Genomic DNA, 26,059 nt, shown 5'->3' on the forward strand with positions numbered 1-26,059 from the left:
GCCTGGGCAGGACCCCGCTCACCGGGCGGCCGCCGCCGCGGCTGCGACGCCCGAGCCGGCCGGGGTGGAGCGGCCGGCCGTGCGCAGGTCCCGCAGGATCTCCCGGAAGCAGGCCGTCAGCCCGGTTTCGGCGTACGGCACGCCGACCTCCGCGCAGTAGGCGCGCACCAGGTGCGAGGCCGGGCGAAGTGCCGCCGCCGGCATGGTGGGGAAGAGGTGGTGCTCGATCTGGTGGCCGAGGCCGCCGAAGAGGGTGTGGACGAGCCGGCCGGCCCGCAGGTTGCGGGAGGGTAGCACCTGTCGCCGGAGGAAGTCGGCGGGCTCGGCGTCCGGGCCGGTCAGCGGCATGCCCTTGTGGTTGGGGGCGAAGACGCAGCCGAGGTAGACACCGAGCAGGGCCCCGAACAGCACGGTGAAGGCGAGCGCCTGGAGCGGAGTGAGGACGACGGCGGTGAGGGCGGCGGCGAGCGCGTAGTGCAGGCCGGTGAGGGTGCGTTCCAGGAACGGGTGGCGCACGGTGCCGCGGACGAGGGTCACGCCGGTGGCGACCAGCAGGCCGAGCGCCTGCAGGGACAGCAGCGGGAAGAACAGCTCCGCCTGGTGCCGCGCCACGAACCGCCGCAACCCCTTGGTCTGCCGGGCCTGTTCGGCGGTGCGGATGAAGAGCAGGGAGTCGGCGGCCGGGTCGTGGCCCACCCGGTTCGGGTGGGCGTGGTGCCGGTTGTGGTCGTCGACCCACCAGCCGTAGCTCATGCCGACCACCAGGTTGCCCAGCACGATGCCGACCAGGTCGGTCGTCCGGCGGTCGGCGAACACCGCGCGGTGCGCGACATCGTGGCCGAGCAGCGCCAACTGGCCGAACAGCAGGGCGAACAGCGGCGCCAGGCCGAGCTGCCACCAGCTCGCGCCGAGCGCCACGAAGCAGACCAGCAGCCCCGCCAGCGCCGCGACGAGCGCTGCACCGCGGCACGCGTAGTACAGCGGGCGCCGACGCAGCAGACCGGCCCCCGCCACCCGCCGGTGGAGCTCGGCGAACTCACCACGCCGGACGGTCCCGTCCTGCGAAGGGTCCTGAACGGTCATGCCACCCCCTGGCCTCGGCGCGCCCCGGCCGCCCGGGGTCGCACACCGTCGCCCGGGCGGGGAGGATCCGATTCTTCCGCGCGCGAATCGCCACCGTTCCGCACTGCGGGCGAGAGCGACCCGATCGGGTGAGCCGCTGCTGCCGGTCCCCGATCCGCTGTTCGATGGTCGATGGCCCGCACGACCCCGTCGCCGGGTCCCGCCGGGAGGCGCGGGCTCCGCCGCAGGCCATGGGCCCGATTCGGCTCGGGCGTTCGTCGCCGACGACGGCGGGGCGGGGTCCACGGACCCGGCAGATGGATCCCGTGGACCCGCCCACCAGCGGGTACCTCACCCGGTCGATCGCGGCGTTGCGCTGGTGCACCTCGACCTTCGTGGGCCAACACGAGTCGCCGCAGATCACGTGGAGGCGGCCGGCCGGCGGGTTCTCCGGGACGGGCAGGGGCGGTGGCACGGGCTCGCCCCTGTCGAGTGCCTGCCAGGCTACGGCCGACGTGCGCATCAGGGCCTCGACGTAGAGGTGGACGAAGGCCATCCCGCGAAATGTCGCCGGCGAGCGCAAGTGCCGACCGCCCCGCGCAGCTCACCGTCCAGAACCGCGGCCATCTCGCGGGCCGCCTCAGCTCGGCCGGTGAACTCGCCCCGTCGACGTGCGACGTTGGCCCTCCTCCGGGGCCAGACCGACGCAGTATGTCCACGGCGTGGTCGGCGGGGTCATCGGCGCCAACCGAACGGCGCTCAGTTCTACACGAACTTCACTGACTGGACGGACTGCCGCTGGAGAAACGGCGCGGTCTGCCCGCCGCCGATGGACTGCACCGGCTCACCTGTCTGGTCGTTCGTCGCGTAGAGCTCGACATCGTGGTTGGAGTTGTTGGTCGCGCCGTAGGCCGTGAGCGGCTCGTTCAGCGTCACCCGTCCGTCCCCGCCCGGTGTCTTCACCGAGAAGGTGTCACCCAGTTGGTCGGGTGTGGTCCACAGTTCGAGATCATCTGCCATGTCCGTTCTTCCTCTCGTGAGTGGGCACCCGTGCGGACGGGCGCTCAGTACGGCAAGCAGCGGAAGCCGCCTCCCGTGCTCTGCTACTTCTTGTTGAGGCTGGTGCTGTTCCACCAGCGCTGTTCAGCCGTGGTGAAGGACAGGGTGGAGGCCGATCCGCCGTTGTGGGGCGTGAGTTCGGCCTGGTAGGTCGTCTTCTCGGTGAAGGGGCTCTGCTGCTTCTTCAGGTCGACTCCCGTCTCCAGGGTGTCGCGGAGGGAGGGGACGGTGACCTGAGGGACGCCATCGAGTGTGCTCTGGGACGGCTGCGGGGTGACCGTGGTGACCTCGCGGACCTCGTCCCAGTGGTCGGGCTTGGCGAGTCGGTGCCCGAGGAAGGTCTCGGTGGGGGTGCCGAAGAGCAGCCCGGTGAAGTGGGCCGGGTAGTCGGAGGTGCCGATCGGCTCGAAGTACAGCACTCCGGAGGTGAGGACCTTCACCGTGACGTCCGCCAGCTTCTCGAACGCGCGCTCCCCGGTCGTGTCGGCCAGCACGCGTTCGACCTCGCCGGTGAAGCCTGTCAAGGCGCCCGACTTGATCTTGCTGAGCGGGAACGGGGCCTGCGGGCTCGAGCGGAGTGAGTGGTAGCGCCTCTTGCCCGGGGGCACCGGCTTCTTGAGGTCCTCCAGGTACGCGGTTCGCGCCGCCTCGTCGAGCTCCACCTTGAGCACCATCTGGAAGGCGTGCGCGGGGACGTGGAACATGGACAGGTGATAGGCGAGGAACGCGGTCCGCCCGAGCAGGATGAACCGGTGGTCGGCGCTCAGGGGATCGGTGTTCAGGGGACCGTTCATGGTGCCTTCCCTCTACGGTGCGTTGAGCGCCAGTGGTGATCGGCGGCGCTGCCAGAACGGGCGGTCGGACCAGCGGTCCTCGTGGACGTGGATCTCGCGGTGGCCGTACGCGTAGGCCTCGAAGGTCTCGCCGAGCTGTGCGGTGTAGGTGTCGAGCGCGTCGGCTTCACCGCGCAACAGGGCCTCGACCGCCTGGCCGGCGCACAGGCCCGAGTAGAGGGCGGTGAGGACGCCCTGCGAGGAGAGCGGGTCGAGGGCGATCGCCGCGTCGCCGGCCGCGATCCAGCCCTCGCCCGCCGGCGGTTCCAGCCGCGCGGTGTGCGCGGCGCACCGGCGCGGGGCCGCCCCGGCGAGGGCCTGGCGGCCGCGGGCGCGTTCGGCCGTGTGCCGGGTGGTCGCAAGCCGGTCGAGGAACGTCCGGGTCGTGCGGAGGCCGGGAGGCGAGAGGTCCGTGTCGGTGAAGTAGGTGACCAGGCGGTGGGCGGGGGAGTGCGGCGCGGTGTACCACCATCCGTCGGGGACGGACTCGACCAGCGAGGCCTGCTCGATGTCGGAGGTGTCGTGGGCCAGTCTCAGGTGGACGGCGATCAGCTTGTCGTAGCGGCGGTGGCGGGCCCCGCAGCGGGCGGCGAGCGAGGCTCGGCGGCCGGTGGTGTCGACCAGCCAGCGGCACCGCACGGTGCGCTCCGTGCCGTCGGCTCGGAGCGTCACCTGCCACCCGCTGTCCGGCTGCGGCACGGGGTGGCTCACCGTGGTCCGTTCGGCGACGCGTACCCCGTCGGCCGCGGCACGGGTGCGCAGCAGGCGGTCGAAGACGGGCCGGTCGAGGTGCCAGCCGTGTCCGTGCGGGTCGGTGAGGAAGTCCGTGCAGTGCAGCTGGGGTGAGCCCCAGGCGGAGAGCGTGGCGTGGCACTGGCGGTGGTCCGCGTCGAGGGACCGGATGTCGACGCCGAGGTCCTGGAGGAGCAACCGGGCGGCGGGGACGAGGGATTCGCCGGTCTTCGGGGGGCCGCTGCCGGCGTCGGCGAGCAGCACCGTGCGGCCTGCCCGGGCCAAGGTGAGGGCGGCGGCGGCGCCCGCCGGGCCGCCGCCCGCGACGACGGCGTCGTACCTCGCGTGCTGCCGTGCGGCGTGGTTGTCGGGGGGCGCCGCCGTGGTCATCCGGCGTCCCGGAAGGGGTCGACCTTGGCGATGTAGCCGGCCGAGATCTCCTCGGGCCGGAACCCGGTGGACCGGGCGGTCTCGTTGGCGGCCCGCTCGTCGACCGCGGCGCGCTGGGTCTCGGAGAGCTGGGGGTGGCCGGACTCGCGCACGTGGATGTTGACGCGGTTCTGGTGGTCGTCGACCTTGGGGAGCGAGGGGTCGGGAGTGGACTCCACCAGGATCGCGGCCGGGAACTTGTCGTCCTTCACCGTGTAGGCGTTGGTCTCGACGACGCCGAACTTGGACCAGCCGGCGACCATGTCCTTCAGGCCGGTCTGCTTGTCCGGGGACAGGAACCGCAGCCATACGGCGCGTCTCTCGAAGGCCTCGGCGCGCTGGTCGTCGGTGACGGTGCTGTTGGGCTTCTGGTTGACCGTGTCGAAGTCGGTCTTCTTCAGCACGTGGTTGGGCACCCGGGCCGGCCAGAAGGAGGGCAGGTAGGGGCTGTAGCGGGGGCCGATGTTGGCGCGCAGCTCGTAGCCGGAGCGGCAGCTGGCGGTGTCGGTCTGCCAGGGGACACCCATCCAGCGGGTGAGGCCGCCGGGGCCCTGGCCGCGCAGGGGGCCGTTGGCCGACAGCGCGAGCTGCGGTGTGAGGTGGTCGCCGTAGTCGTGTTCGGTCTCATTGTTCGCGCGATGGCGGATGCGGAACGGCTCGGCGTACAGGGTGTCGTGGCGGATCGGCCAGGTGACCTCGCAGCCGGGGTGGAAGGCGTCGGCGAGGCAGTAGTCCAGGGCGGCGCGGTCCAGCAGCCCGGGCTGCTGTGCGACGGGCGCTTTGTCCAGGGACTTGTAGGCGGTGTACGTGGTCTTGTCGTCGAAGTTCCCCTGCACCCACTGTTCCAGCATCTGCTCCTGGGTCCTGGTCAGGACGCCGTACTGGCGCGGGGACTGCGCGGGGACAGCCATCGCGTCTCCGTAGAGCCAGGGCCAGGGCAGCGGGGACAGGCCGTCCCGGTCGTAGCTGCGCATCTGGTAGTACACGCGTTGCCGAAGCTCCCGGTACTGCTCCTTCTTGCTGCCGAGGACGGCGAGCAGTCGGGGCGAGGTGAAGTCGTTGGGGCCCTGCCAGCCGAACTCCGCGGCGAAGCCCTGGTTGACCCACTGGTGACCGGTGAACCGCTGGAGCAAGGGCTTGATGTGTTCGTCGAAGACGACGGTGGAGGGGAGGGGGACGGCCGGGTACCCGCCCTGGGCGAAGAGGTCGTACAGCAGGTCGTAGAGGGTCACGATGCCCTTCACGTCCGGTGCGTAGTTGGGCGGCCCGACCACCACCCAGGCCGGCTTCACCTCGACCGCCTTGCCGTCGATCGTGACGGTGGCGGTCACCGGTCCGTCGGAGATGTCGTCGTGCCAGCCCTCGTTGTTGCCGAAGGTGGTGAGCTCGGACGGGGGCTTGGTGAACGAAGCCGAGCTGCCCCGCCCGCCCAGGACGACCAGACGACCCTGCTCGTCGGTCCTCAGCTCGCCCAGGTCGACGGGTGTGCCGTCGATCTTCCCGGTGTCGAACTTCTGGCCGTTCTTCTTCACACCCGAGATCGTCCGGGGCCCAGGGTCGATCCGCAGCTTGTCCCTGTCCTTGCCCTTGTAGGTGGCATTGCGCCGGCCGTACTGGTCCTGCGCCAGATTCTGGGCCTCGGGGATGTCCAGCGCGAGCGAGAACTTGTACCAGGCCGCCTTGTGGTTGGCCAGCTGGACCGTCCACTCGATGTTGGCGTTGCCCTGCCCGTGCAGGATCTCCTTGACGACGTTGCCGTCCTGGTCGTAGCCGTAGGCTCGGAAGCGCGCCGCCTGCCGCTTGATCTTGCCGGTGCCCTCCTTGAAGGAGCCCGGGGGCTTGGGATCCTCGTCCGGTGTCTCCGGCCCGTAGAAGAACTCCGCGCCGTTGCCGACCCGCGCGATGCCGATCGCGGGGTGGATCTTCACATAGGCAATCGTGGTCACACTCGGTACCTCTCTGGTGCGCCTGGCCGCCGGTTGGAACGCGGAGTGATGGACGCGGACGCCCGCGCGCGGGACCGGACCCAGCAGCGACCGGGCTCGGAGTGGATAGGAGCGCCCTCGTCCTCGCCCTCGTCACGGACGGGCGGAACCTTGCCGCAGGGGCGTTCTTCATCCATGGTGCGGGTGGAACCGGCCGAGCGTCCCATCGTGTACGACCGAACGTGTGGCTGCTCGGCCGAAGCCGGTCAGCTCCGTCACCCGCGAGCTCCGTCCGCATCGTTCCCCGCTTCGCTTTCCGGAGTGCGGCCGGTGGCGGAGACTCTCCGGTCGGCCGTCGAGGCCGATCGCCAGTCATGCTCGGGCGGCAGGGCGTTGCCCCGGGTGAACAGGAGATCGCCGGGCTTCAGGGTGCCGGCCGACACGGCCGTGCCCTCGCTGACCTGCGTGTAGGTCGTCCGGGTCAACGTGACCCCGGCCGCCCGGTGGGCCATCTGCATGAGCTGATCGACGAGGGCGGCGCAGTGCGGGTCAACCGCAGCATGCCCGACGGCGTGGAGACGGTGCTCGGGGTGGCGGCCCGGCCTCGGCCCGGGTCAGTGGTTCTCGTCGTCGGCCCAGGTGAGGTAGAGCTCGTCGATGAAGTAGCGGCCGTCGAAGCAGAGGAAGACCTTGGAGTCGGTGTCGTTGTCGCTCATCCAGGTCTTGTTCCACTGCACGACGGTGCCTGCGCCGTCACGGGTGGGGAAGTAGAGGCCCTCGCGGCGTTCGGGGCGGTTGTAGAAGCCGTGCCCGTTGGAGAGCCGGTGCGGCGTGCGGACGAGGGCGTCGCTGCCGCCGACGCGGTCGTAGAGCGGGGCGGGGAAGTTGGTGCGGGCGACGAGCTTGGGCGGGACGTAGTGGACGTCGACCTCGTCGGAGCTCACGTAGCGGGCGGGCTCGCCCGGCAGCCGGTGGAAGGCCCTGCGCGCGGCGCCGGCGCCGAGCTCGTAGCTGTCCGTGAAGGTCACGAGGCTGCCCACCCGGCCCTCCACGTACCAGTCGCCCTGGGCGTACTGGTCGAAGTCGAAGGTCTCGATGCGCGTACCCGGGGTGAGGAGTTCACCGGGCACCTCCCGGAAGATGGTCTCCCCGAAGATCTCCTCGATGATCCGCCCGTACCGCTCGAAGCGGCGGGCCGGCACCCGGACCCGGCCGGTTCCTTCCGGCAAGTCGGTGGCCTTCGGTGCCGGAGCTGGTGCGGGCTTCGGGGACGGTACGGGCGTGGGCGCCCAGGCGGTGCAGGACCGGTCCTCGGCGCCGGCACCCTTCTCCAGCACCAGCGGCACATCCGGGCGGTCGGCGGCCGGCTCGGCCAGGCCGAGAAGGCGGTCGGAGAGGTCGTTGATGGCCATCAGTCGGCCGGTGCCGCTCTGGACGAAGGACCGCCAGGCCTGCCGCCAGTACGAGGAATCACCGCCGGTGTCGGGGTACTTGGCCCGCAGGGTGACCGCGGCGCCGGTGCCCGTGCCCTCGGCGGTCAGGTAGAGGCCGGTGGCGACGTGCCGGATCCGGTGCTGGTGCACCCGGAACCGCTCGGCCACCCACCGCTCGCCCTCGCCTCCGGTCTCCGGTCCGAGGAGCACGGGGGTGCCCTCGGGGCTTCCCGGCGCGACGCCCGCCACCAGACCGGGAACGCGATGCAGGCGCAGTAAGAACGTCTCGGTGGGCCAGTCGACCAGCATCTCTCGATCACCCTCTCGACAACGGAATGTGACATGGCGTCACAGATATGATCACTTGATTCGACGCGGTCGCGCCAGGGGGGCACCGGATGTCGGCGGGCGTGTCACTTCCACTCCCTGCTGCGGGAACCAGGACACGGGACCGGAAGCCGTCGAAAGCACGCCGACCGGCACCGCCGACGCCCACACTGGGTCGCATGGAAACCGAAGACACCCCCACGCCCCGCCGCGAGGTCTACGACGCCGGGACCAAGGACACCCTCCCGGGCACCCTGGTGCGCTCCGAGGGCGACGGCGCGAGCGAGGACAACCTGGTCAACAGCGTCTACGACGCGCTCGGCACCACCTTCGACTTCTTCCTCACCGCCTACGGCCGGAACTCCATGGACGGAAAGGGCGGCCCGCTGCGGGCGACCGTCCACTACCGCGAGAAGTTCCCGAACGCCTTCTGGGACGGCGAGCGGTTCGTCCTCGGTGACGGCGACGGCGAGACCTTCCAACTGCGCCCGCGCGAGATCCTCGACGTGGTCGCGGCCGGCCTGGCCCAGCAGATCGTGGAACCGCTGCTCCTGTCCTCCAAGGAACCCGGCGCGCTCGCCGTCTCCCTCGCCGACGTCTTCGCCTCCCTCGTCAAGCAGCACGCGCTCGGCCAGAGCGCCGACCGGGCCGACTGGCTCCTCGGCGCCGGGATGCTCGCCTCGGGCGTCAAGGGCAAGGCCCTGCGCTCGCTGGCCGCACCCGGCACGGCCTACGACGACCCCAGGCTCGGCAAGGACCCGCAGCCGGCCCACACGGACGACTACCGTGACATGCCGATCCACCGCGACAACGGCGGAGTGCACGTCAACTCGGGCATCCCCAACCGCGCCTTCCACCTCACCGCCACCGCCATCGGCGGCAACGCCTGGGAGAAGGCCGGCCGGATCTGGTACCACGCCGCCACCGGCGGCAAGCTCTCCGATGACGCCACGTTCGCCGACTTCGCCAAGCTCACCGCGACCGCCGCCGAAGAGCTCTACGGCACCGGCGACGAACTGGACGCCGTCAACAACGCCTGGAAGACCGTCGGCGTGCTCTGAACCCACCCGCCCCACCGGACGGCCTGTGCCCCACCACCTGGACGTGGCGGGGCGCAGGCTGTCCGGTGGGGCAGCGGCGATCAGTCGCCGGGGGCCAGGGCGGCGTCCGCGGGGGTGGGGGGCGGGGTCTTGACGCAGTACTCCTGCTTGCCGAAGACGCTGTCGCAGTACTGCCAGAACTTCTGATGCCATTCGGGACCCAGCAGCGGGCACCAGTCCCGGAAGCTGTGCGGGTGGCACTCCAGCCACCGCCCCCCGTCCTCCTCCTCGCCGGCCTCCGCGCGCTGGACGTCCGTCCGGTGCGCCGAGGGGCGGGGCTCGGCCTGAGCGGGGGCGGTGAGCAGGCCCACCGCGAAGATCACGGCGAGGGCGGTGGCGGTCACGCGTCGTCTGTTCATGGGCTGTCCTCCGGTGGTGTCGGCGGTGGTGGTCCGCCCGGGGCCGGGCGGTGGGGGTGGCTCAGTCGGCGCGGGGGCCGATGGAGTCCCCGATCCTGACCGTCGTGAACAGGTCGACGGTGTCGCCGTCGTCGTCCTGCGGCGCCTTGAGTCGCAGGCCCACGATGTCGCCGGGCTTCCCGTCCGCGGGCTGCCCCTCGTTCTTGGTCGTGACGGACAGGAGCTCGGTGGTCAGCACCGAGGCTCCTTCACGGGTGACGGTGACGTGGGCCCCCGCCGTGATGACGCCCTGTTCGACCGTCCCGTAGAGGACCACTCCGCGCTCGGGGAGGGAGAGGACCCGGTCGATGCGCAGACGCGGGGGAAGGTTCTCGGAAGCGGACTCGCCGCTCATGTCGGTACTCCTCTGGTTCTCGGTGGATGCCCGCCACCGGTAGCCCGGCACGGGGGTGCGGGGATGCGGACCGGCCGCCTCGCCAGGCGACGGCGGATCAGTGGTCGCCGCTGACCACGATCTCTTCCTGGGTCTGCGACTGGGCGCTCTCGCCATCGGCACAGGGCTGCGCCGGTTGGGCGGGGGCATCCGGCAGGCCGACGTTCACCAGGGTGATGAGGGACTGGACCTGGGCCCTGCCGATGCTCTGGCACTGCCGGACCAACGTGGCCGCGGAAAGGTCCATTTGGCGGTTCTGCCCGCCGTACGCGTCTGTGCTCCCGGCACGGCCGTGCGTGCCGGTGGCCGCTCCGGCGCCGGAGCCGGTCGCCGCAGCGGGGCCCGCGAGGGAGAGGAGCACGACGGCGGCAAGGGCCAGGCCCGCGACGAAACGGGACTTCGCAATGGTCATGCTTGTACCAACGATCACGTGGGGGATGCGGTCACCCCGGACCGGACCGCCGGCCACGTCTGCCCGGTTCCGTCCGGCGAAAGCGTTGGCCGCCGCTTGCCACGGCCCGGAAGCCGGCGTGCCGCGATGGAGCGACGGAAACGACGTGCGTCAGCACGGCTTCCGATCTGCTGTCCGCCTGCAGGCGTAGTCGGCGAAGTTCATCCCTTCGAGTGATCGAAGGGGAACGTTTCCGCTCGGAGATCTCGGTCGGGTGAGCATGTGGTCTGACACTTCGTCGTATCTCTTTCGCAGAAGGCCGGTACAGCCATGTCCTTTGACACAGCCCCGGAGACCCTGTTCGCGCTCGGCGCCGATGATCTCGCCAGGCTGGAAGCGATCCGCGAGGCGCTGCTGGACCCGTCGCCGAGCCGGATCGGCCGACTGGACCAGTGGGGCCTGGCTGACGACCACGAGGAGTACGCGGCGATCGCCCGGTACTCGGAGACCGCGATCCCCCTGGCGGACGGCACGCAGCTCGACGCCTCGCTCAGCGTTCCGCGCGACCTCGCCGCCGGGCAGACCTGCCCCGCGGTCGTCCTGCCCGCCCCGCTGGTCGACATCGGACACCGGGCCTACCTCGGCATGATCACCCACTGGGCGCGGGGCGGCTACGTCGTCCTGGCCTACAGCCAGCGCGGTCTCGCCAAGTCCACGGGCGAGATCCACGTCGCCGGACCGCAGGACGTCGCCGACGCCGCCGCGGTCATCGACTGGCTGCTCCGGACCGACGGCGTCGACCCGGAGCGGATCGGCTTCTTCGGCTCCTCGTACGGCGCCGGCACGAGCCTGCTCGCCGCCGCGAAGGACCGGCGGATCAGGGCCGTCGCGGGCACCAGCGCCTGGGCCGACCTCTTCACCTCGCTGTACGAGAACGGCACGCGTCACCTCAAGGCGTTCGAGGCGCTCGTCCAGCTCTTCGGCGAGGACCGGTGCTCGCCGGAGTTCCGCGAGATCATCCAGAAGATCCGCGCCAACACCATCGACGACCAGGTGAGGGAGTTCGCCGCGGTACGGTCGCCCAGCGCCTACCTGGAGGCGTACAACCAGGCCGCGACGCCCGTCCTGCTGACCACCAGCTGGCACGAGACCATCTTCTCCGTGCCCGCCGTCATCGACTTCCACAACGGCCTGACCGGCCCCAAGACGCTTCTCGTGCAGGTCGGCGACCACGGCAACGCCGAACTCCCCGGCCTGGTCGGACTTCCCGCCAAGCCCACCGACATGGCCTACCGATGGATGGACCACCACCTGGGCGGCAGCGCCGGCGACGGGGAGCCCCCGCGGTTCGACGTCCGTTCGGAGTTCATGTTCAACCCCCTCTCCGACCTCCGCCACCCCTCCTGGGAGGACTACGCCCTGCCCGCGATCCGGTTCCACCTCGCCGACGCGGCCGACGGGAACGGCGACGGGCAACTGGTCCAGGGGAGCGCGTCGGCGGGCTGGACCCGTTCGGTGAAGGCCACCGGCCAGGGCACCGACATCGTCGTCGCTCCGAAACTCGTCCGGACCGGCCTGGCCGAGCGCCTGGGCCGGCCGCACGCCTACCGGACCGCCGAGATCGACCGGGGCCTGGCCGCCGTCTTCGCCACCGTGCCGCTGCCGCAGAGCATGCGCGTCCGCGGTGGTGCGGAACTACGGGTGACGGTGAAGCCGCAGCAGGCGGACGCCACGATCGTCGCCTACCTGCTCGACCACAACCCCGTGACCGGAACGGCGCACATCGTCACCCACGCCCCCTACACCTTCACGGCCGAACAGGCGGGCCGGGCCACCACCGTGACCTTCCCCCTCCAGCCCGCCGAGTACGTGGTGCCCAGGGGCCACCGGCTCCAGCTGGTCATCGACACCCACGACCCCTTCTTCGCCTCGGCCGCTACCGCCACCCCGGTCTCCACCATCGACCTCACCTCCCCGAAGGGCGCCGAGTCCTACCTCGACCTCCCGCTGCACCACCTCCACTGACCCACCCGGGGGTGCATCGGTAGAGGGCCGCCCGAACGCGACCGGTCGACGGCCCGGCCCGGGCCGCGGAGCAACTCCGCGACCCGGGCCGGGCCGCTCACCTTCCACAGGCCTCGGTCGCGGGCAGTTCCGCGATGCCCGGGCTTCGACGCCGGTCGGCGGGCAGGGCCATGGACGCCGCGCTCTGGTCCGGCTCCTGCCGATGATCGATCCGGGCTGCTTTCGTCGTGCCCAGGTCGTTCGGATCGTAGGACAGGCCGGTGCGGGCGAGCGCCGCCGGCCGCTGACACCGGCGTTCCGGGTGCCGGGGTCAGGCAGGGTGCAGGCGCGTCACTGACCGGCGTTGACCGGTCCGGGCTCGGGGTGTGGGATGTCGGGCAGGCGGTCGACGCCGGTGAAGCGGGCAGCGAGTTCGAGGAGGTCGCGCCGGTCGCTGAACCGGTGGCCGAGTCCCTGGAACCGGTCGGCTTCCTCGGAGGTGAGTCCCCGGTGGTAGCGCCGCCGGGAGGGATCCTGTGCCCGGGTGGTCACGGGACGACCTTCGGCCTGTTCCGCCAAGGCGAACACCGGCACCCGCATTCTCGACGTCCTCTCGTCCGACCAGCGACGGCGGTGGCCCACGGCCCGGCTCGTGGCCGCCGGGCCCGAACGGTCCGACCGACCTGGGGCGGCCGGGGGGCCGGAGTGCCACGCCGGGGCGGCGGTGCGGAGGTTCCCGTCGGAGCGGCGGGCGGACGGCCGATTTCGTCGGCCGGTTGTCCGGAACAGGACTTCAGGAGCCCGACACCGCACCCGTACCGTGTGTGTCCGTGCCGCTACGCAACGTGCTTCCTGGTTGGAGGTGAGGCCGGTTCGGCCGCCGTGCCACGACGTCGAACTGCCTGCCCCTCACCTCCTCCCCGCGCGCCGTACCGGCCACCCCGACCGCCGACGAAAGGTGTGGAAAGCCCGTGGCTCTTCCCGACCGTGCCCAGACCCAGCCCGCCACCTCCCTGACGAGGGACCTGAACGCCGCCGTCGTGGTGCCCGACCCGGACACCGACGCGGAGGCCGCGTTCGCCTCCCGGGGCCTGATCGCCGCGCTGCCCGCCGACTTCACCGTCGAGAAGGAGGGCGGCGGTCCGGTGCCCGCCTGGTCGCTGGAACCGTTCCAGTTCCTCACCGGCCAGGCCCCGGACACCGTCAACCCCAGCCTGTGGCGCAATGCGTTGCTCAACATGAACGCGGGCCTGTTCGAGGTCGTCGAGAACGCCGTCTACCAGGTCCGGGGCCTGGACCTGTCCAACATCACCTTCCTGGAGGACCCCACCGGAACCTCCCGGGAGATCGTCGTCGTCGACCCTCTCATCAGCGAGGAGACCGCCGCCGCCGCGCTCGCGCTCTACCGCGAGCACCGGGGCGACGACCGGGTGATCCGCGCGGTGATCTTCACCCACTCCCACCTCGACCACTACGGCGGCGTGCTGGGCCTGTGGGACGACCGGGCTCTGCCGGACGGTGTCGAGATCATCGCCCCCGACGGCTTCCTGGAGCACGCCGTCAGCGAGAACGTCTACGCGGGCAACGCCATGCAGCGCCGCGCCCAGTTCATGTACGGCTCCCTGCTGGAGCGCTCCGCGCAGGGCCAGGTGGACGCCGGCCTCGGCAAGGCCAACTCCCTGGGCACCTCGGGACTGCTCGCCCCGACCTTCACCGTCACCTCCGACCTCGCCGCCCCCGGCGTCGTCCACGCCTTCGGGCCGGTGAACATCGAGTTCCAGCTCACCCCCGGCACCGAGGCCCCGGCCGAACTCAACTTCTACCTCCCCGACATCCGCTCCCTGTGCATGGCCGAGAACGCCACGCCCACCCTCCACAACCTCTACAGCCTGCGCGGCGCCCAGGTCCGCGACGCCAAGGCGTGGTCGCAGTTCCTGATCCAGTCCACCGACTGGTACGCCGACCGCTCCGACTCCCTGTTCGCCTCCCACTTCTGGCCCCGCTGGAACAGCGAGGAGCAGCCGCAGACGGTCCGCTCCTTCCTCACCTCCCAGGCCGACCTGTACCGCTACCTGCACGACCAGTCGCTGCGCCTGGCCAACCAGGGCCTGACCATGGCGGAGATCGGCGAGGAGCTCGACGGCGCCGTACCCGAGTCGCTGGCCGGGCAGTGGTTCAACCGGGGCTACTACGGCACCGTCAACCACGACTCCAAGGCCGTCTACCAGCGCTACCTCGGCTGGTACGACGGCAACGCCGCACACCTGCACACCCTGCCGCCCGAGGAGGCCGGAGCCCGCTACGTCGACGCCTTCGGCGGCGCGGACAAGGTCGTGGACATCGCCCGGTCGACCTTCGACAACGCCAAGACCGCCCAGGACTACCGGTTCGCCGCCGAACTCCTCACCCACGTGGTCTTCGCCGACCCGACGAACACCGGCGCCCGCGGCCTCCAGGCCGACATCCTCGAACAGCTCGGCTACCAGGCCGAGAGCGGGCCGTGGCGCAACTTCTACCTCGCCGCCGCCAACGAACTGCGTGTCCGCCCGGTGGACAGCCCCGTCACGCTGCCCTCCCCGCAGATCATCACCCCGCCGGTCCTCGCCGCGATGCCGCTGGACATGCTCTTCGACTACCTCGGCATCCGCCTCAACGGACCCAACGCCGCCGACCAGCCCCTGACCATCGGTCTCACCGTCACCGACGGCATCCCGGACGACCCCACCACCTACACCCTGCGGGTGCGCAACGGTGTCCTCGTCCAGTACCCCGGCACCCTCGACGCGGCCACCGCCGACGCCGTCTACGACATCACCCGCGACGGCCTCAACCGGCTCGCCATCGCTGCCGCCACCCCCGACCAGCTGCTCGCCGACGGCTCCCTCACCGTCACCAGCGGCACCATCGACCCGCTCGACACGCTCAACACCCTCCTCGACACCTTCGAGTACTGGTTCGGCCTCACCACCCCCTGACCCCACCCGCGGGCCCTGTCCCTTCCCCGAATGCGGGGAAGGGACAGGGCCCGCGCCGACACCTTCGGGAGAGCTTCATGAGCGGCACCGTCGTCCAGGTCACCGATGCCACCTTCGACGCCACGGTCGTCAAGGCGTCCGGCCCGGCCCTGGCCTCCTTCCTCGCGGAGTGGTCCGCGCCCAGCAAGCAGGCCCAGCAGGTCCTCGCGCAGATCGCCGCCGAGTTCGGCGGGCGCCTGACCGTCGCCAACCACGACATCGACAACGGCCCCGCCACACCGCCGAAGTACAACGTCAACGCCGTTCCGACCCACCTGCTCTTCAAGAACGGCAAGGTCGTCGCCACCCGGGTCGGCCCGTTCTCCAAGGGACAGCTCACCGAATGGCTCAACAGCAACATCTGAGCCGAGCCCGGCCGGCTGGTGCGCTCCGCCGGCTCCAACCGCTCGAAAGGCGGCAGGAACCCGGACACCTGGTGTCCGTCGGCCACGGCGTGCTGGTGCACCTACTCCGGTGCGTGGACCGACGCCAAGTACGTCTACGGCCTCAGCGCCACCGAGCCCGAGAAGGCGGTGCTGAGCCGGATGCCCGACACCTGTGCGCGGCCGGTGGCCGGGGCGGCCTTCGACGGCGCCCCGGCCCTGCGGCCCGCGGTGGTCCCTCAGGTGCCGGCGCTCGCCCGCCTGGTCGAGGTCGAGGTAGAAGTAGGCGGTCTCGTTGGGGGAGTTGACGAAGATGTCGGCCTTGGCCATGGCTGTGCGGGAGCGGTAGTCGGTGCCGAACCGGGCACCGTCATGCTGGGTGGTCCAGCGGTTGCCCGCCGGCACCCCGATGTCGCGGAACTGGAAGAGTGGGCCGATCAGATCCTCGTCCAAACGTCGGGCGGAGGATCGGCTTGTGGTCGCGGGCGCAGAAGGGGCGGGTCCGTAGGTCGCCGCTGTCGCTCGTCCGGGTGAAGCGGGGCCGATTTCGAGTCTGCGGTTGCCGTCAGAAGTGAGGGTGCTCTTGTCAGTCGGGCAGACAGAGGGGGAGTGTGGTGGAGCGTCCTCTGGCGCCGCACGAGGCGGCCATCGCCGCGGCCGGGGTTCGCCTGGTCCTGCACTGTGAGGTCATCGGAGAACTGGACGAGGGGGTCCTGTCGCGGGCGCTGGCCCGGCTGGTGGCCTGCTATCCGCTCCTGGCCGGCGCGATCACCGCCCCGGACGAGCGGGGTCGGCGGCTGGTCCGTATTCACCCGGCCGATCCTGGGCCGGTCCTGGGGTGCGGCGTTGATCTGCAGGAGGAGATCAACGCGCCCCTCACCTGGGAGCAGGGCCCACTGCTGCGGGTCACGCTGCTGCGCGAGCCGAACCGTCAGGGCCGCAGCAGGCTGGTAATGACGCTGCCGCGGGCGTTCGCCGACGCGATGAGCTATCAGGCCCTCCATCGGCGCCTGTGGTCCTTCTACGCTGACCTGGCCGCCGGCCGACACGTGGCCGCCGCCCCCGTCCAGCCGGTCCTGGGCCCGGCGCTCGACGATCTGCTCGCGGCCCGCTTCCCCGCGCGGGAACTGCGCGACTTCGTCGCCGAGCGGGCCCGGGTGGATACCGAGTCCCCGCCCGCGCTCCTGCCCGCCCACGCCTCCCTCAACGGCGGCCCCGGCACCGATCCGAGCTTCCGCGTCATCGGCATCGACGTCGACGCCGACCGCTGCGAACGGCTCGTACAGCGTGCCCACGACGCCGATCTCACGGTCAACGCGCTGGTCAGCGGCATCCTGCTGACCAGCCTGCGCACCCTGTTCCCCGCCCGCGGACCGATGCGGCTGCTGTGCACCACGGCCGTGGACATGCGCCGCAGACTCTCCCCACCGATCCCGACCGAGGTCCTGCAGTCGGCGGCCACCACGACCTCCATCCGCCTCATGGTCGACGACCACGCCCACCCGGTCGACGTCGGACGCGACCTGGACGCCCGACTGCGCGCGGACCTGGAGAGCGGGGCCGCGGCGATGGAGCTGGCGGCCTTCCCCTACATGCTCGACCAGCACCCGCCCAGCCTGGTCATCACCAACGTCGGAACCATTGCCGAACCGGTTCTGCCCGCAGGACTGCGGATCGGCGACGTACGGCTGGCCCCGCTGGGCCACGTGCCGATGCTCTTCGCGGTCGTCAGCCGCTACCGCGGCCGCCTGACCGTCGACCTGGTCTACAGCAGGGCCTGGTACACCGACCTCCAGATCGACGAAGTGGCCCGTACCGCCCGCGCCACCCTGCAGGCGGCGGCCGGATGACGGCACCGGCGACGCCGGCCGCACAGGGCCGCGACCTGCTGCGCCACTCCCAGTAGACCGTCCAGCCACCCCGACCCCGACAAGGCCGCCCGGACCCTGACCACCGTTGATGACGCTGCGCAGTGGCCGATCTCCCACCCCCGCTGCGGCCGCGGCTTCCACCCCGCACCCGACGCCGGAAACGACGGGTCAGGGCCGGGCGCGGAATGAGCCGACTCAGGTCTGGTCGTCGGGGTGGCGTGGTGTCGAACTGCTCGGTTCGGCGCGTCGCTGTCGTCCGCGCCGTCTAGGTGGGCGCGCTCACTGCGGACGACCAGGGCGTGGGCGAGTCCCGGTGCCCGCGCGGGGACCTGGTTGCGCGGGCGGGTGAGGACAGGCCACCCGCGGCGGTCCTGGTAGGCCGCAGGGGTGGCCGACGACCTCCGGCCGTCGGGTCGAGGCGCTGGACGAAAGCCGCATCGGCTCACGAAATACCAGGCTAGCGCGGGACGAACGCTTGATGTACGGTCGTACACATCGATGATGTACGGTCGTACATCATCTCGGCGTGAACGGCCGCCGACAGCGACTCCGCGTACCGCCCATGAAGCGGGGTGCGTGTGCGCAACGCATGCCTTTCCTCACCTCAGCGACGAGGCGCTCTTCCGGAGCCTCGAAAGGACCGTTTGTGATGTCAAGAATCGGCGGCTCGGCGACAGGCCGTGTCCCATTTCCGGAGAAAGTCGCTTACTCGACCGGCGACCTCGCGTTCAACCTCGTGTATGTCGCCACGGGCACATACCTCATGTTCTTCTACACCGAGGTCGTCGGAATTCCGGCAGCTACCGTCGGCACGATGTTCCTGGTGGCCCGCCTGCTTGACGGAGTCTGGGACCTTGCCGTCGGCGTCCTGATGGAGAAGCTCACCTCGCGGTTCGGAAAAGCCCGGCCGTGGCTGCTCTTCCTCGCCGTTCCTTATGGCGTGAGTGCGGCACTTCTGTTCTCGGCGCCGGACCTCGGCGAGACCGGGAAGATAGTCTACGCATTCGCGACCTACATGCTCTCCGGTGTCGTCATCTATACCGCGATGAACATCCCCTACGGGGCTCTCAGCGCTCTGATGACCGAAGACTCCGGGGAACGCGGCCTGTTGAGCACGTTCCGCATGGTCGGCGCGTATGTGGGGACGCTCATCGTCGCCGCGCTCACCATGCCCCTCGTCGACGCGTTCGGGGGAGGCGCCGGCGCGTGGACGCTGACCTTCTCCCTGTACGGCGGACTTGCCGTCGTCCTCTTTTCCATCGTGTTCGTGTTCTGCAAGGAGCGCATCGGTTCGCATCGCGCGCCGGACGAGGCCGGTTCGTCCGACGCGGCCACCCCCGCCGTGGCGGCGGGCCGTCCGTTCACGACCCGTGAGGGTCTCGCGTCGCTGCTGCGCAACAAGTACTGGCTCCAGCTCACACTCCTCGGGATCCTGCTGCTGTCGGCGTACGGCCTTGTCGGGGTCTACCCGTACTACGCCCAGTACGCGCTCGGTGACGAGAACCTCGCGACGATGCTCTTCACGTTCCGCACGATCGTCGAATTCGCCGGTGTGTTCCTCGCCATCCCCCTGGTGAGGCGGATCGGCAAGCGCAACATCTCGCTGCTCGGATGCGCCGCGATGGTCGTGGGGCAACTGGTCATCGCGACGGCCCCCACGGCGCTTCCGGTCGTCCTCACCGGCCTCTCGATCGGCGGCGTCGGCGTGGGCAGCATGTTCGCGGTTCTGTTCGGCATGGTCGCCGACACGATCGAGTACGAGGAGTGGCGCAGCGGTATTCGCGCGGAAGGGCTCGTCTTCGCGGGCGCGACCATCGGGCAGAAGATCGGCGGCGCCCTCGGCGGTGTCGCCATCGGCTGGATGCTCGGATTCGGCGGTTTCCGGGAGGGCGGCGGCGCGAACCAGCCGGCATCCGCCCTCGGTGCGATCGACTTCGTCTTCATATGGCTGCCCCTGATCTTCGCCATCGCGATGGCCGCCGTCCTGGCCTTCTACCACCTCGACAAGGAGCACCCGCAGATCCTCGCGGACCTGCGCAAGCGCCGCGCCGAGTCCGTTTCTCCCGCTCCGGAGGGCGCGGCATGAGCCCGCGAACGCACCACGCGACACCCGATTCCGCCGTCGAACACATACATGACGCCTTCGGTACCGCGGAATGGTGGCGCACCGCGGTGATCTACCAGGTGTACCCGCGCTCGTTCGCCGACTCGGACGGCGACGGGAACGGCGATCTCGGCGGCATCAAGAACCGCCTCGCCTACCTTCACGACCTCGGTGTCGACGCGATCTGGATCTCCCCCTTCTATCCTTCCCCGCAGGCGGACGGCGGCTACGATGTCGCCGACTACCGCGACGTCGATCCGATGTACGGAACTCTCGCCGATGCCGATGACCTGATCGCGACCGCACACGCGCTCGGTATCCGGGTGATCATCGACATCGTGCCCAATCACACCAGTGACGAGCATCCCTGGTTCCAGGCGGCACTCGCAGCCGGTCCGGGTTCTCCCGAGCGTGACCGGTACTGGTTCGTCGACTCGCCCGGGGTGCCGAACAACTGGCCCAGCGAGTTCGGTGGACCGGCGTGGACGCAGGTGGCGGACGGGGAGTGGTACCTGCACCTCTTCGACCGAAAGCAGCCCGATCTCAACTGGGAGAATCCCGAAGTACGGGAGATGTTCGCGGGGACACTGAGGTTCTGGCTGGACCGGGGCGTCGACGGCTTCCGGATCGACGTCGCGCACCACCTGGTCAAGGCGCCGGGCCTTCTGGACTTCGATGCCGACTGGGACGCGTACAACAGGGGCGCGCTCCCCACCAACGCCGTGCCGTTCGCCGACCAGGACGGCGTCCACGACATCTACCAGCAGTGGCGGGCGATCCTCGACAGCTACCCCGGGGAGCGGGCGATGGTCGCGGAGGCCTGGGTGACGCCCCACGACCGGCTCGCCCTGTATGTGCGAGCGGACGAGTTCCAGCAGGCGTTCAACTTCGACTACATGCGCGCGACCTGGGACGCCGATGCCCTGCGGGCGCAGATCAGGACCACGCTGCGGAACGCGGACTCCGTCGGCGCGCCGGCGACCTGGGTGCTCTCGAACCACGACGTCATTCGTCATGCGACCCGGCTCGTGCGGGCCGACCCGACGATGGCGCCGTGGATCCTCAAGGCCACCGAGCCCCGGCCGGACACCGGACTCGGGCTGCGCAGGGCGCGGGCGGCGACGGCGCTCATGCTCGCCCTCCCCGGCAGCTCGTATCTGTACCAAGGTGAGGAACTCGGCCTTCGAGAGGTGATCGAGCTCCCCGCCGAGGCCCGCACCGACCCCGACTTCCTTCGTGGGGGCGGGCACCGCCTCGGCCGCGACGGATGCCGGGTGCCGATCCCCTGGAAGAAGGACGCCCCGGCGTTCGGCTTCAACGACACCGGCGCCTCGTGGCTTCCGCAGCCCGCCGACTTCGGCGACTACGCCGTGGACCGGCAACGCGGCCGCGACGGCTCCACGCTGGAGCTCTACCGGAGCCTGCTCGCCGTACGGCGGCAGCGACAGCTGGGGAACGGGTCGCTCGCGCTCGTCGACCTCCGAGCGGACGTCGTGGCACTGGACGTCACCAACGATCGGGGAACCACCCGGATCGTGCTCAACCTCGGCTCCGAGCCCTGGCCGATTCCCGCGAGCGCGCGAGTGCTCGTGGCGAGCGCGGACGGCGTGACGGACCTCCTTCCCGCCGACTGCGCCGTCTGGTTGACGGACTAGACCAGCGGGTGGTCGCCCGACGGGGCGGCCACCCGCCGTGTCGGCTCGCGTACGATCGTCCCCGTACAACGCGCAGCCCATACGCAGTCCGGAGGCGGAACCGAATGGCCAGGCAAGTCGACGCGGGACGTCGGGACCGCATCATTGACGCCGCCGTCGACTGCATCGCGGAACAGGGCGTGGCGGGAACGTCCCACCGAGCGGTCGCCAAGCGCACCGGAGTCCCGCTCGGCTCGATGACGTATCACTTCTCCGGCATCGACGAACTCCTCTACGAGGCGTTCCACCGCTTCACCCAGCGGATCCGCGACATCGTCCGGAAGAGGTTCCAGCACACCGAAGGACCCGCCGACGCCATCGATGCGGTGATCTCGCTCATCTACGACGACTTCGGCGAGGACCAGAACATCTACCATCTCACGTACGAGCTGTACGCCATCGCCTCTCGCCGCGCCGAATTCCGCCCGCTGGTCCACGAGATGATCGACGCCGGATTCACCGCACTCCGGGCGCACTTCGACGAGGAAACAGCCCGAGCGATCAACACGTACATCGAGGGCGCGTCCACGCACCTCACCCTGGACACACGCCCGCAGACCGTCGATCAGATGCGCCACGCCCTCCAGCGACTGGCCGGACTCGGCGCCCGCTGAACCCTGGGCGTTCGGTACCGCGGCTCACCGTGCCGTCGATGCGGATACGTCGGGTTCACGCTCCGGACGGAGACGGCCTCGGCGAGCGTGGCCACCGTCTCCTCGCGCGGGCCGTTGTTGTGGCTAGAAGCCCGGGGCATGGTAGCCGTTGAGGTACCAGAGCGCCGCGGAGTACCAGAGCAGTGCGATGGTGAGGACGAGGGCGCCGCCGGCGGTGGGCAGGGCCCAGCCGGGCAGCCGTCGGTGGCGGACGACGATCACTTTGGCGACGAAGGCTCCGTAGAGGAAGCAGCCGCTCAGTGAGTGCAGGCTGATGCGGGCGTCGGTCAGTTGCACCCCGTAGGCGACCAGGCAGTGCCGGGCGATCGGCAGGGAGAGCAGGAAGGCGGCGAGGCCGCCGAGCCGGTGGATCCGGCCGACCGGTCGTGGTGCCGCTCCCAGGCCGGGGAGTCGCCCGTACAGCCAGAGAGCGAGCAGCAGTTGGATCAGGGCGAGGCCGAGCAGGGCGGTGCCGAGCTCGGCCTTCAGCTGCTGGGCGTCACCGAATCGGGCGCCGAACAGGGCGGTGGCGTAGGCGGGAGTGTGGGCGCGGCCGAACCAGAACACGCCGACCACGACCGCGACCGGCGGGAGCGCCCAGAGCACGGCCCGTAGCGTTCGTCCGGACGCCGGGCGCTCGTCGCCGGTCACCGGATCAGCTGCTCTCGACCTTGTTGCCGGCCGGGTTCACGACGTACCACTTGGCGCCGAAGGCGGTGGACTCCTGGCCGTTGGTGTCGCCCTGGGCCTTGTCGCCCTGGAAGTGGTAGAGCGGGTGGCCGTTGTAGACGATCTGGGTCTTGCCGTCGGTGCGGGTGCTCGTGGACAGCTTGGTCTGGTCGGCGCCGTGGGCGGCGGTGGGGGCGCCCTCGGTGAGGGCCGGCGGCCAGGCCGCGGCGCAGTCGCCGTAACAGGTGGAGGCGGTGGAGGTGTCCTTCTCGAAGAGATAGAGGGTCATGCCCTGGGAGTCGACCAGGATGTCGCCGAACTGGCCGATGGGTGCTGTCGCGACGATCGCGGCGCCGACCGCACCGGTCGGGCTGCTCGTGGCGGTACTCGTGGCGGTACTCGTCGCGGTGCTGGTGGCGGTGCTGGTCGGCTGCGTCGCGGCGGGGGAGGGGCTTGACTGGCTGGTGGTCGATTTGCTGCTGGAGCAACCGCCGCACACCGCGGTGAGCAGGGTGACGGCGGCGAGCGAGACGGCCGCGAGGCGGCGCTGGTTCATGGGGCTCTCCGGCGGGTCGAGGACTCTGGGCACCACTACGGCCAGAGCGGCCCGACGCGGCCCCGGCGGCGCGCCGGACAGTCAGCGCGTCGGGGGACGCGGGTGAAGCCGATCGGACGAAGGCGCGGCGCCGGATGGGTGATCGCCGCCGGGTCGGTGGCGGTGAGGGGTGCGGGGAGGGCCGGTCAGGTCGTGGGGTCGAGCGCCGGGTCCGATCCGTCAGCCTCGGCCTCGGCCTCGGCAGCGTCGCTCAGGCCGAGGCGCAGGTGCTCGGTGTGGTAGACGGCCTGGTCGAGGAGTTCGGCGACGTGGCTGTCGTGCAGCGCGTAGACGACCGAGCGGCCCTGGCGCCGGCCGACGACCAGGCCGAGGTTGCGCAGCAGACGAAGCTGGTGGGAGCAGGCGGACTGTTCCATGCCGGCCTCGTGGGCGAGTTCGGTGGCGGCGCAGGGGCCTTCGCGCAGGCGGGCGAGGATCAGCAGTCGGGACGGTGTGGCCAGGGCCTGGAGAGTGTTGGCCACCCGGGCGGCGTTGGACGCGTCCAGGCGTGTGCGCGGGACGGCGTTCTTCGGGGGAGCGGCTCCATGACCCATGGGCCAATACTACAGACCATAAATGAAGAGCTGTTCATATGTTCCTGTATTGTGAGTTGAGTCGTTGATCCTGCCCATGGCCTGTGCGAAGGGTCCTGCCTGCCATGTCCTCCACCCTGACCGAGCGCTCCGCTTCCGCGGTTGCCGCGGCGCCCGAGACTGTCGCGCCCCGGCGGCGCACGCGGATCTTCGCCCTGCCGGAGGCCCGGTGGGCCGCCGCCTCGCTGGTGCTGTTCCTGATCGCGTTGCCGCTGCAGCTGACCGGCGCCCCGGCCTGGGCGTGGGGGCCGCTGTACGCGCTCGCCTACGCGACCGGGGGGTGGGAGCCGGCCTGGGCGGGCCTTCAGGCACTGCGGGAGAAGACGCTCGACGTCGACCTGCTGATGATCGTCGCGGCGCTGGGCGCGGCGGCGGTCGGGCAGGTGATGGACGGCGCGCTGCTGATCGTCATCTTCGCCACCTCCGGTGCGCTGGAGGCGATCGCCACCGCCCGCACCGCCGACTCGGTGCGCGGACTGCTCGACCTCGCCCCCACGACGGCGACCCGGCTGCTCGACGGCGGCACCGAGGAGACCGTGCCGACCGGTCACCTGGCCGTCGGCGACACGATCCTGGTCCGGCCGGGCGAGCGGATCGGCGCCGACGGGCGGGTGCTGGACGGCGCGAGCGACGTCGACCAGGCCACCATCACCGGCGAGCCGCTTCCGGTCGCCAGGACGACCGGCGACGAGGTGTTCGCCGGCACCCTCAACGGCACCGGCGCGCTGCGGGTGAAGGTCGAGCGGGACGCCTCCGACTCGGTGATCGCCCGCATCGTGACGATGGTCGAGGAGGCGTCCGAGACCAAGGCGCCGACGCAGCTGTTCATCGAGAAGGTCGAGCAGCGGTACTCGATCGGCATGGTCGTCGCCACCCTTGCGGTCTTCGCCGTCCCGCTGGCCTTCGGCGCCGCTTTCACCGGCTCGCTGCTGCGGGCGATGACGTTCATGATCGTCGCTTCCCCCTGCGCCGTGGTGCTGGCCACCATGCCGCCGCTGCTCTCCGCGATCGCCAACGCCGGACGGCACGGTGTGCTGGTCAAGTCGGCCGTGGTGATGGAGCGCCTGGGCCAGGTCGATGCGGTCGCTCTGGACAAGACCGGCACGCTCACCGAGGGCACTCCGCGCGTCACCGACATCCGTCCCCTGGTCGGGACCGGCTTCACCGCGGAGGAGCTGCTGGCACTCGCAGCGGCGGCCGAGCACCCCAGCGAGCACCCGCTCGCCCGCGCGATCGTGGAGGCCGCCCGCACCCGCGGGCTCACCCCGGCCGCGGCGGAGGACTTCTCCTCCGCCCCCGGCATCGGTGTGACCGCCACCGTCGAGGGCCGCGTCGTCGCCGTCGGTGCCCCGGCCCGGCTGCGGGGAGGCGTCTGCCGGCCGGAGGGCGGGGGAGGCACCGACAGTGGCATCCGCGCCCGGGCCGCCGCCATCGCGGCCGAGCTGGAGGACGGCGGTCGCACCGCGGTCCTCGTCGAGGTCGACGGCGTCCCGGCCGGTGTCCTCGGCATCGCGGACCGCCTGCGTCCGGACGCCCCCGCAACCGTCGGCGCGCTGACCGCGCTGACCGGGACCGCTCCGGTCCTGCTGACCGGCGACAACCCGCGCGCCGCGAAGCGCCTGGCCGGCGAGGTGGGCATCACGGACATCCGGGCGGGGCTGCTGCCGCAGGACAAGGTCGCCGCGGTGAAGGAGTGGGAGGCGGCCGGGCGCAAGGTGCTGGTGCTTGGCGACGGTGTCAACGACGCCCCCGCGCTCGCGGCCGCGCACACCGGCCTCGCGATGGGCCGGGCCGGGTCGGACCTCGCCCTGGAGACCGCCGACGCGGTGATCGTCCGCGACGAACTCGCCACCGTCCCCGCCGTCGTCGCGCTCTCCCGCCGGGCCCGCTCCTTCGTGGTGCAGAACCTGGTGATCGCCTCGGTGTTCATCGGCGTGCTGGTGGTGTGGGACCTGGTCGCCACCCTGCCGCTGCCGCTGGGCGTGCTCGGCCACGAGGGCTCCACCGTGATCGTCGGCCTGAACGGCTTGCGCCTGCTGCGCGACGCCGCCTGGAAGCGGGCCGCCGCCGAGGGCCGCCGGTGAGCCGCCGTGCGCGCGAGAAGGCCTCGGCTCCCGCCCCGGGGCGGCGGCCCGCTGCACCGTGACCGTCTGCCGGGGCTGCTGCCGCGGTACGCCGAAGGCTCCCGGCCTCGATCACGCCGCCCAGCCCGCCGGGCTGGGCGGCCGGCTACTGGCCGGCGTCGGGGGTTGCCCCGGGCGACCGCCACCGGAACCCGGTGGCGGTTGAGCATTTGCAATAGTGAGCGTCTGCAACTATTGTCTTCACATGTAAGGCGCTTCCGCATCTATCTGGAACGCCCTGCGTCCGCCCCTTGAGGCATCCACCCCTTCATG

22 protein-coding genes and 2 pseudogenes are annotated in these 26,059 nt (G+C 71.0%); 10 read left to right on the top strand and 14 right to left on the bottom strand.

All coding sequences use genetic code 11. The features are described from left to right. Positions 1 to 18: 18 nt before the first annotated feature. From ABZW10_RS04105 to ABZW10_RS04135, 7 genes and pseudogenes are all read right to left on the bottom strand, one after another. Positions 19 to 1,083 (bottom strand): acyl-CoA desaturase, encoded by a 1,065-nt coding sequence (locus ABZW10_RS04105; protein WP_355359531.1) that lies wholly within the window; start codon positions 1,081 to 1,083, stop codon positions 19 to 21. A gap of 744 nt (positions 1,084 to 1,827) precedes the next feature. Then, positions 1,828 to 2,082, bottom strand: coding sequence for a hypothetical protein (locus ABZW10_RS04110; protein WP_355359534.1), 255 nt, complete (start codon positions 2,080 to 2,082; stop codon positions 1,828 to 1,830). 83 nt (positions 2,083 to 2,165) lie between these two features. Then, positions 2,166 to 2,915, bottom strand: a complete 750-nt coding sequence (locus ABZW10_RS04115) for a hypothetical protein (RefSeq protein WP_355359537.1) — start codon at positions 2,913 to 2,915, stop codon at positions 2,166 to 2,168. A 12-nt stretch (positions 2,916 to 2,927) separates the two neighbouring features. Beyond that, positions 2,928 to 4,076, bottom strand: coding sequence for a tryptophan 7-halogenase (locus ABZW10_RS04120; protein ID WP_355359540.1), 1,149 nt, complete (start codon positions 4,074 to 4,076; stop codon positions 2,928 to 2,930). Continuing rightward, positions 4,073 to 6,061 (bottom strand): LodA/GoxA family CTQ-dependent oxidase, encoded by a 1,989-nt coding sequence (locus ABZW10_RS04125; protein WP_355359544.1) that lies wholly within the window; start codon positions 6,059 to 6,061, stop codon positions 4,073 to 4,075. The genes ABZW10_RS04120 and ABZW10_RS04125 overlap by 4 nt, the downstream gene beginning before the upstream one ends. Before the next feature lie 353 nt (positions 6,062 to 6,414). Then, positions 6,415 to 6,561, bottom strand: a pseudogene (locus ABZW10_RS04130) (NlpC/P60 family protein); the annotation flags it as partial. A gap of 93 nt (positions 6,562 to 6,654) precedes the next feature. Next, complete coding sequence (locus ABZW10_RS04135; protein WP_355359547.1) at positions 6,655 to 7,782, bottom strand: RICIN domain-containing protein; 1,128 nt, start codon at positions 7,780 to 7,782, stop codon at positions 6,655 to 6,657. A 197-nt stretch (positions 7,783 to 7,979) separates the two neighbouring features. Here ABZW10_RS04135 and ABZW10_RS04140 point away from each other — a divergent pair, with 197 nt between their 5' ends. Next, positions 7,980 to 8,861 (top strand): M4 family metallopeptidase, encoded by an 882-nt coding sequence (locus ABZW10_RS04140; RefSeq protein WP_355359550.1) that lies wholly within the window; start codon positions 7,980 to 7,982, stop codon positions 8,859 to 8,861. An 80-nt stretch (positions 8,862 to 8,941) separates the two neighbouring features. On the opposite strand, the gene ABZW10_RS04145 is transcribed toward ABZW10_RS04140, so the two are convergent. The 3 genes from ABZW10_RS04145 to ABZW10_RS04155 all read right to left on the bottom strand — a co-directional run bounded on the left by ABZW10_RS04145 (position 8,942) and on the right by ABZW10_RS04155 (position 10,104). Continuing rightward, positions 8,942 to 9,259: a hypothetical protein gene (locus tag ABZW10_RS04145; protein WP_355359553.1), complete on the bottom strand. Its 318-nt coding sequence runs from the start codon at positions 9,257 to 9,259 to the stop codon at positions 8,942 to 8,944. 61 nt (positions 9,260 to 9,320) lie between these two features. Next, a complete protein-coding gene (locus tag ABZW10_RS04150) occupies positions 9,321 to 9,653 on the bottom strand; it encodes a hypothetical protein (RefSeq protein ID WP_355359556.1) in 333 nt (110 codons plus the stop codon). A gap of 97 nt (positions 9,654 to 9,750) precedes the next feature. Continuing rightward, positions 9,751 to 10,104, bottom strand: coding sequence for a hypothetical protein (locus ABZW10_RS04155; protein ID WP_355359559.1), 354 nt, complete (start codon positions 10,102 to 10,104; stop codon positions 9,751 to 9,753). Positions 10,105 to 10,413: 309 nt separating this feature from the next. On the opposite strand from ABZW10_RS04155, the gene ABZW10_RS04160 reads away from it, so the two are divergent. Continuing rightward, positions 10,414 to 12,108, top strand: a complete 1,695-nt coding sequence (locus ABZW10_RS04160) for an alpha/beta fold hydrolase (RefSeq protein WP_355359562.1) — start codon at positions 10,414 to 10,416, stop codon at positions 12,106 to 12,108. A gap of 330 nt (positions 12,109 to 12,438) precedes the next feature. Here the strand turns inward: ABZW10_RS04160 and ABZW10_RS04165 are convergent, their stop codons facing one another. Beyond that, positions 12,439 to 12,639 carry a hypothetical protein gene (locus ABZW10_RS04165; protein ID WP_355359565.1) on the bottom strand — a complete coding sequence of 67 codons (201 nt, stop codon included), beginning with the start codon at positions 12,637 to 12,639 and terminating at the stop codon, positions 12,439 to 12,441. Positions 12,640 to 13,058: 419 nt separating this feature from the next. Here ABZW10_RS04165 and ABZW10_RS04170 point away from each other — a divergent pair, with 419 nt between their 5' ends. The 6 genes from ABZW10_RS04170 to ABZW10_RS04195 all read left to right on the top strand — a co-directional run bounded on the left by ABZW10_RS04170 (position 13,059) and on the right by ABZW10_RS04195 (position 21,767). Then, positions 13,059 to 15,062, top strand: a complete 2,004-nt coding sequence (locus tag ABZW10_RS04170; protein WP_355359568.1) for an alkyl sulfatase dimerization domain-containing protein — start codon at positions 13,059 to 13,061, stop codon at positions 15,060 to 15,062. Positions 15,063 to 15,139: 77 nt separating this feature from the next. After that, positions 15,140 to 15,466: a thioredoxin domain-containing protein gene (locus tag ABZW10_RS04175; protein ID WP_355359571.1), complete on the top strand. Its 327-nt coding sequence runs from the start codon at positions 15,140 to 15,142 to the stop codon at positions 15,464 to 15,466. 632 nt (positions 15,467 to 16,098) lie between these two features. Then, positions 16,099 to 17,334, top strand: coding sequence for a condensation protein (locus ABZW10_RS04180; protein ID WP_355359574.1), 1,236 nt, complete (start codon positions 16,099 to 16,101; stop codon positions 17,332 to 17,334). Positions 17,335 to 18,004: 670 nt separating this feature from the next. Next, the gene (locus tag ABZW10_RS04185; protein ID WP_355359577.1) at positions 18,005 to 19,441 is read left to right on the top strand and encodes a glycoside-pentoside-hexuronide (GPH):cation symporter; all 1,437 of its coding nucleotides are present in this window, start codon (positions 18,005 to 18,007) and stop codon (positions 19,439 to 19,441) included. Next, a complete protein-coding gene (locus tag ABZW10_RS04190; RefSeq protein ID WP_355359580.1) occupies positions 19,438 to 21,114 on the top strand; it encodes a glycoside hydrolase family 13 protein in 1,677 nt (558 codons plus the stop codon). Before ABZW10_RS04185 ends, ABZW10_RS04190 begins: the two co-directional genes overlap by 4 nt. 104 nt (positions 21,115 to 21,218) lie before the next feature. Continuing rightward, positions 21,219 to 21,767 carry a TetR family transcriptional regulator gene (locus ABZW10_RS04195; RefSeq protein WP_355359583.1) on the top strand — a complete coding sequence of 183 codons (549 nt, stop codon included), beginning with the start codon at positions 21,219 to 21,221 and terminating at the stop codon, positions 21,765 to 21,767. A gap of 123 nt (positions 21,768 to 21,890) precedes the next feature. Here the strand turns inward: ABZW10_RS04195 and ABZW10_RS04200 are convergent, their stop codons facing one another. From ABZW10_RS04200 to ABZW10_RS04210, 3 genes are all read right to left on the bottom strand, one after another. After that, positions 21,891 to 22,412: a DUF6529 family protein gene (locus ABZW10_RS04200; protein WP_355359586.1), complete on the bottom strand. Its 522-nt coding sequence runs from the start codon at positions 22,410 to 22,412 to the stop codon at positions 21,891 to 21,893. A gap of 49 nt (positions 22,413 to 22,461) precedes the next feature. Then, positions 22,462 to 23,031, bottom strand: coding sequence for a hypothetical protein (locus ABZW10_RS04205; RefSeq protein ID WP_355359588.1), 570 nt, complete (start codon positions 23,029 to 23,031; stop codon positions 22,462 to 22,464). 185 nt (positions 23,032 to 23,216) lie between these two features. Beyond that, positions 23,217 to 23,624: a metalloregulator ArsR/SmtB family transcription factor gene (locus tag ABZW10_RS04210; RefSeq protein ID WP_355359591.1), complete on the bottom strand. Its 408-nt coding sequence runs from the start codon at positions 23,622 to 23,624 to the stop codon at positions 23,217 to 23,219. A 104-nt stretch (positions 23,625 to 23,728) separates the two neighbouring features. Between ABZW10_RS04210 and ABZW10_RS04215 the strand changes: the two genes are divergently transcribed. Then, positions 23,729 to 25,747, top strand: coding sequence for a heavy metal translocating P-type ATPase (locus ABZW10_RS04215; protein WP_355359594.1), 2,019 nt, complete (start codon positions 23,729 to 23,731; stop codon positions 25,745 to 25,747). Continuing rightward, positions 25,744 to 25,877 (top strand): annotated as a pseudogene (locus ABZW10_RS04220) ((2Fe-2S) ferredoxin domain-containing protein); the annotation flags it as partial. The gene ABZW10_RS04215 and the pseudogene ABZW10_RS04220, both read left to right, overlap by 4 nt. Between the last annotated feature and the right edge of the window lie 182 nt (positions 25,878 to 26,059).

This window comes from Kitasatospora sp. NPDC004723, from assembly GCF_040609255.1.
Taxonomy (GTDB): domain Bacteria; phylum Actinomycetota; class Actinomycetes; order Streptomycetales; family Streptomycetaceae; genus Kitasatospora.

Bases quoted from the DNA above. Each gene is read 5' to 3' on its own strand.
- ABZW10_RS04140 (WP_355359550.1), top strand. From the start codon at position 7,980: ATGGAAACCGAAGACACCCCCACGCCCCGCCGCGAGGTCTACGACGCC.
- ABZW10_RS04110 (WP_355359534.1), bottom strand. From the start codon at position 2,082: ATGGCAGATGATCTCGAACTGTGGACCACACCCGACCAACTGGGTGAC.
- ABZW10_RS04175 (WP_355359571.1), top strand. From the start codon at position 15,140: ATGAGCGGCACCGTCGTCCAGGTCACCGATGCCACCTTCGACGCCACG.
- ABZW10_RS04205 (WP_355359588.1), bottom strand. From the start codon at position 23,031: ATGAACCAGCGCCGCCTCGCGGCCGTCTCGCTCGCCGCCGTCACCCTG.
- ABZW10_RS04150 (WP_355359556.1), bottom strand. From the start codon at position 9,653: ATGAGCGGCGAGTCCGCTTCCGAGAACCTTCCCCCGCGTCTGCGCATC.
- ABZW10_RS04120 (WP_355359540.1), bottom strand. From the start codon at position 4,076: ATGACCACGGCGGCGCCCCCCGACAACCACGCCGCACGGCAGCACGCG.
- ABZW10_RS04105 (WP_355359531.1), bottom strand. From the start codon at position 1,083: ATGACCGTTCAGGACCCTTCGCAGGACGGGACCGTCCGGCGTGGTGAG.
- ABZW10_RS04210 (WP_355359591.1), bottom strand. From the start codon at position 23,624: ATGGGTCATGGAGCCGCTCCCCCGAAGAACGCCGTCCCGCGCACACGC.
- ABZW10_RS04195 (WP_355359583.1), top strand. From the start codon at position 21,219: ATGGCCAGGCAAGTCGACGCGGGACGTCGGGACCGCATCATTGACGCC.
- ABZW10_RS04115 (WP_355359537.1), bottom strand. From the start codon at position 2,915: ATGAACGGTCCCCTGAACACCGATCCCCTGAGCGCCGACCACCGGTTC.
- ABZW10_RS04155 (WP_355359559.1), bottom strand. From the start codon at position 10,104: ATGACCATTGCGAAGTCCCGTTTCGTCGCGGGCCTGGCCCTTGCCGCC.
- ABZW10_RS04145 (WP_355359553.1), bottom strand. From the start codon at position 9,259: ATGAACAGACGACGCGTGACCGCCACCGCCCTCGCCGTGATCTTCGCG.
- ABZW10_RS04190 (WP_355359580.1), top strand. From the start codon at position 19,438: ATGAGCCCGCGAACGCACCACGCGACACCCGATTCCGCCGTCGAACAC.
- ABZW10_RS04160 (WP_355359562.1), top strand. From the start codon at position 10,414: ATGTCCTTTGACACAGCCCCGGAGACCCTGTTCGCGCTCGGCGCCGAT.
- ABZW10_RS04215 (WP_355359594.1), top strand. From the start codon at position 23,729: ATGTCCTCCACCCTGACCGAGCGCTCCGCTTCCGCGGTTGCCGCGGCG.
- ABZW10_RS04135 (WP_355359547.1), bottom strand. From the start codon at position 7,782: ATGCTGGTCGACTGGCCCACCGAGACGTTCTTACTGCGCCTGCATCGC.
- ABZW10_RS04185 (WP_355359577.1), top strand. From the start codon at position 18,005: ATGTCAAGAATCGGCGGCTCGGCGACAGGCCGTGTCCCATTTCCGGAG.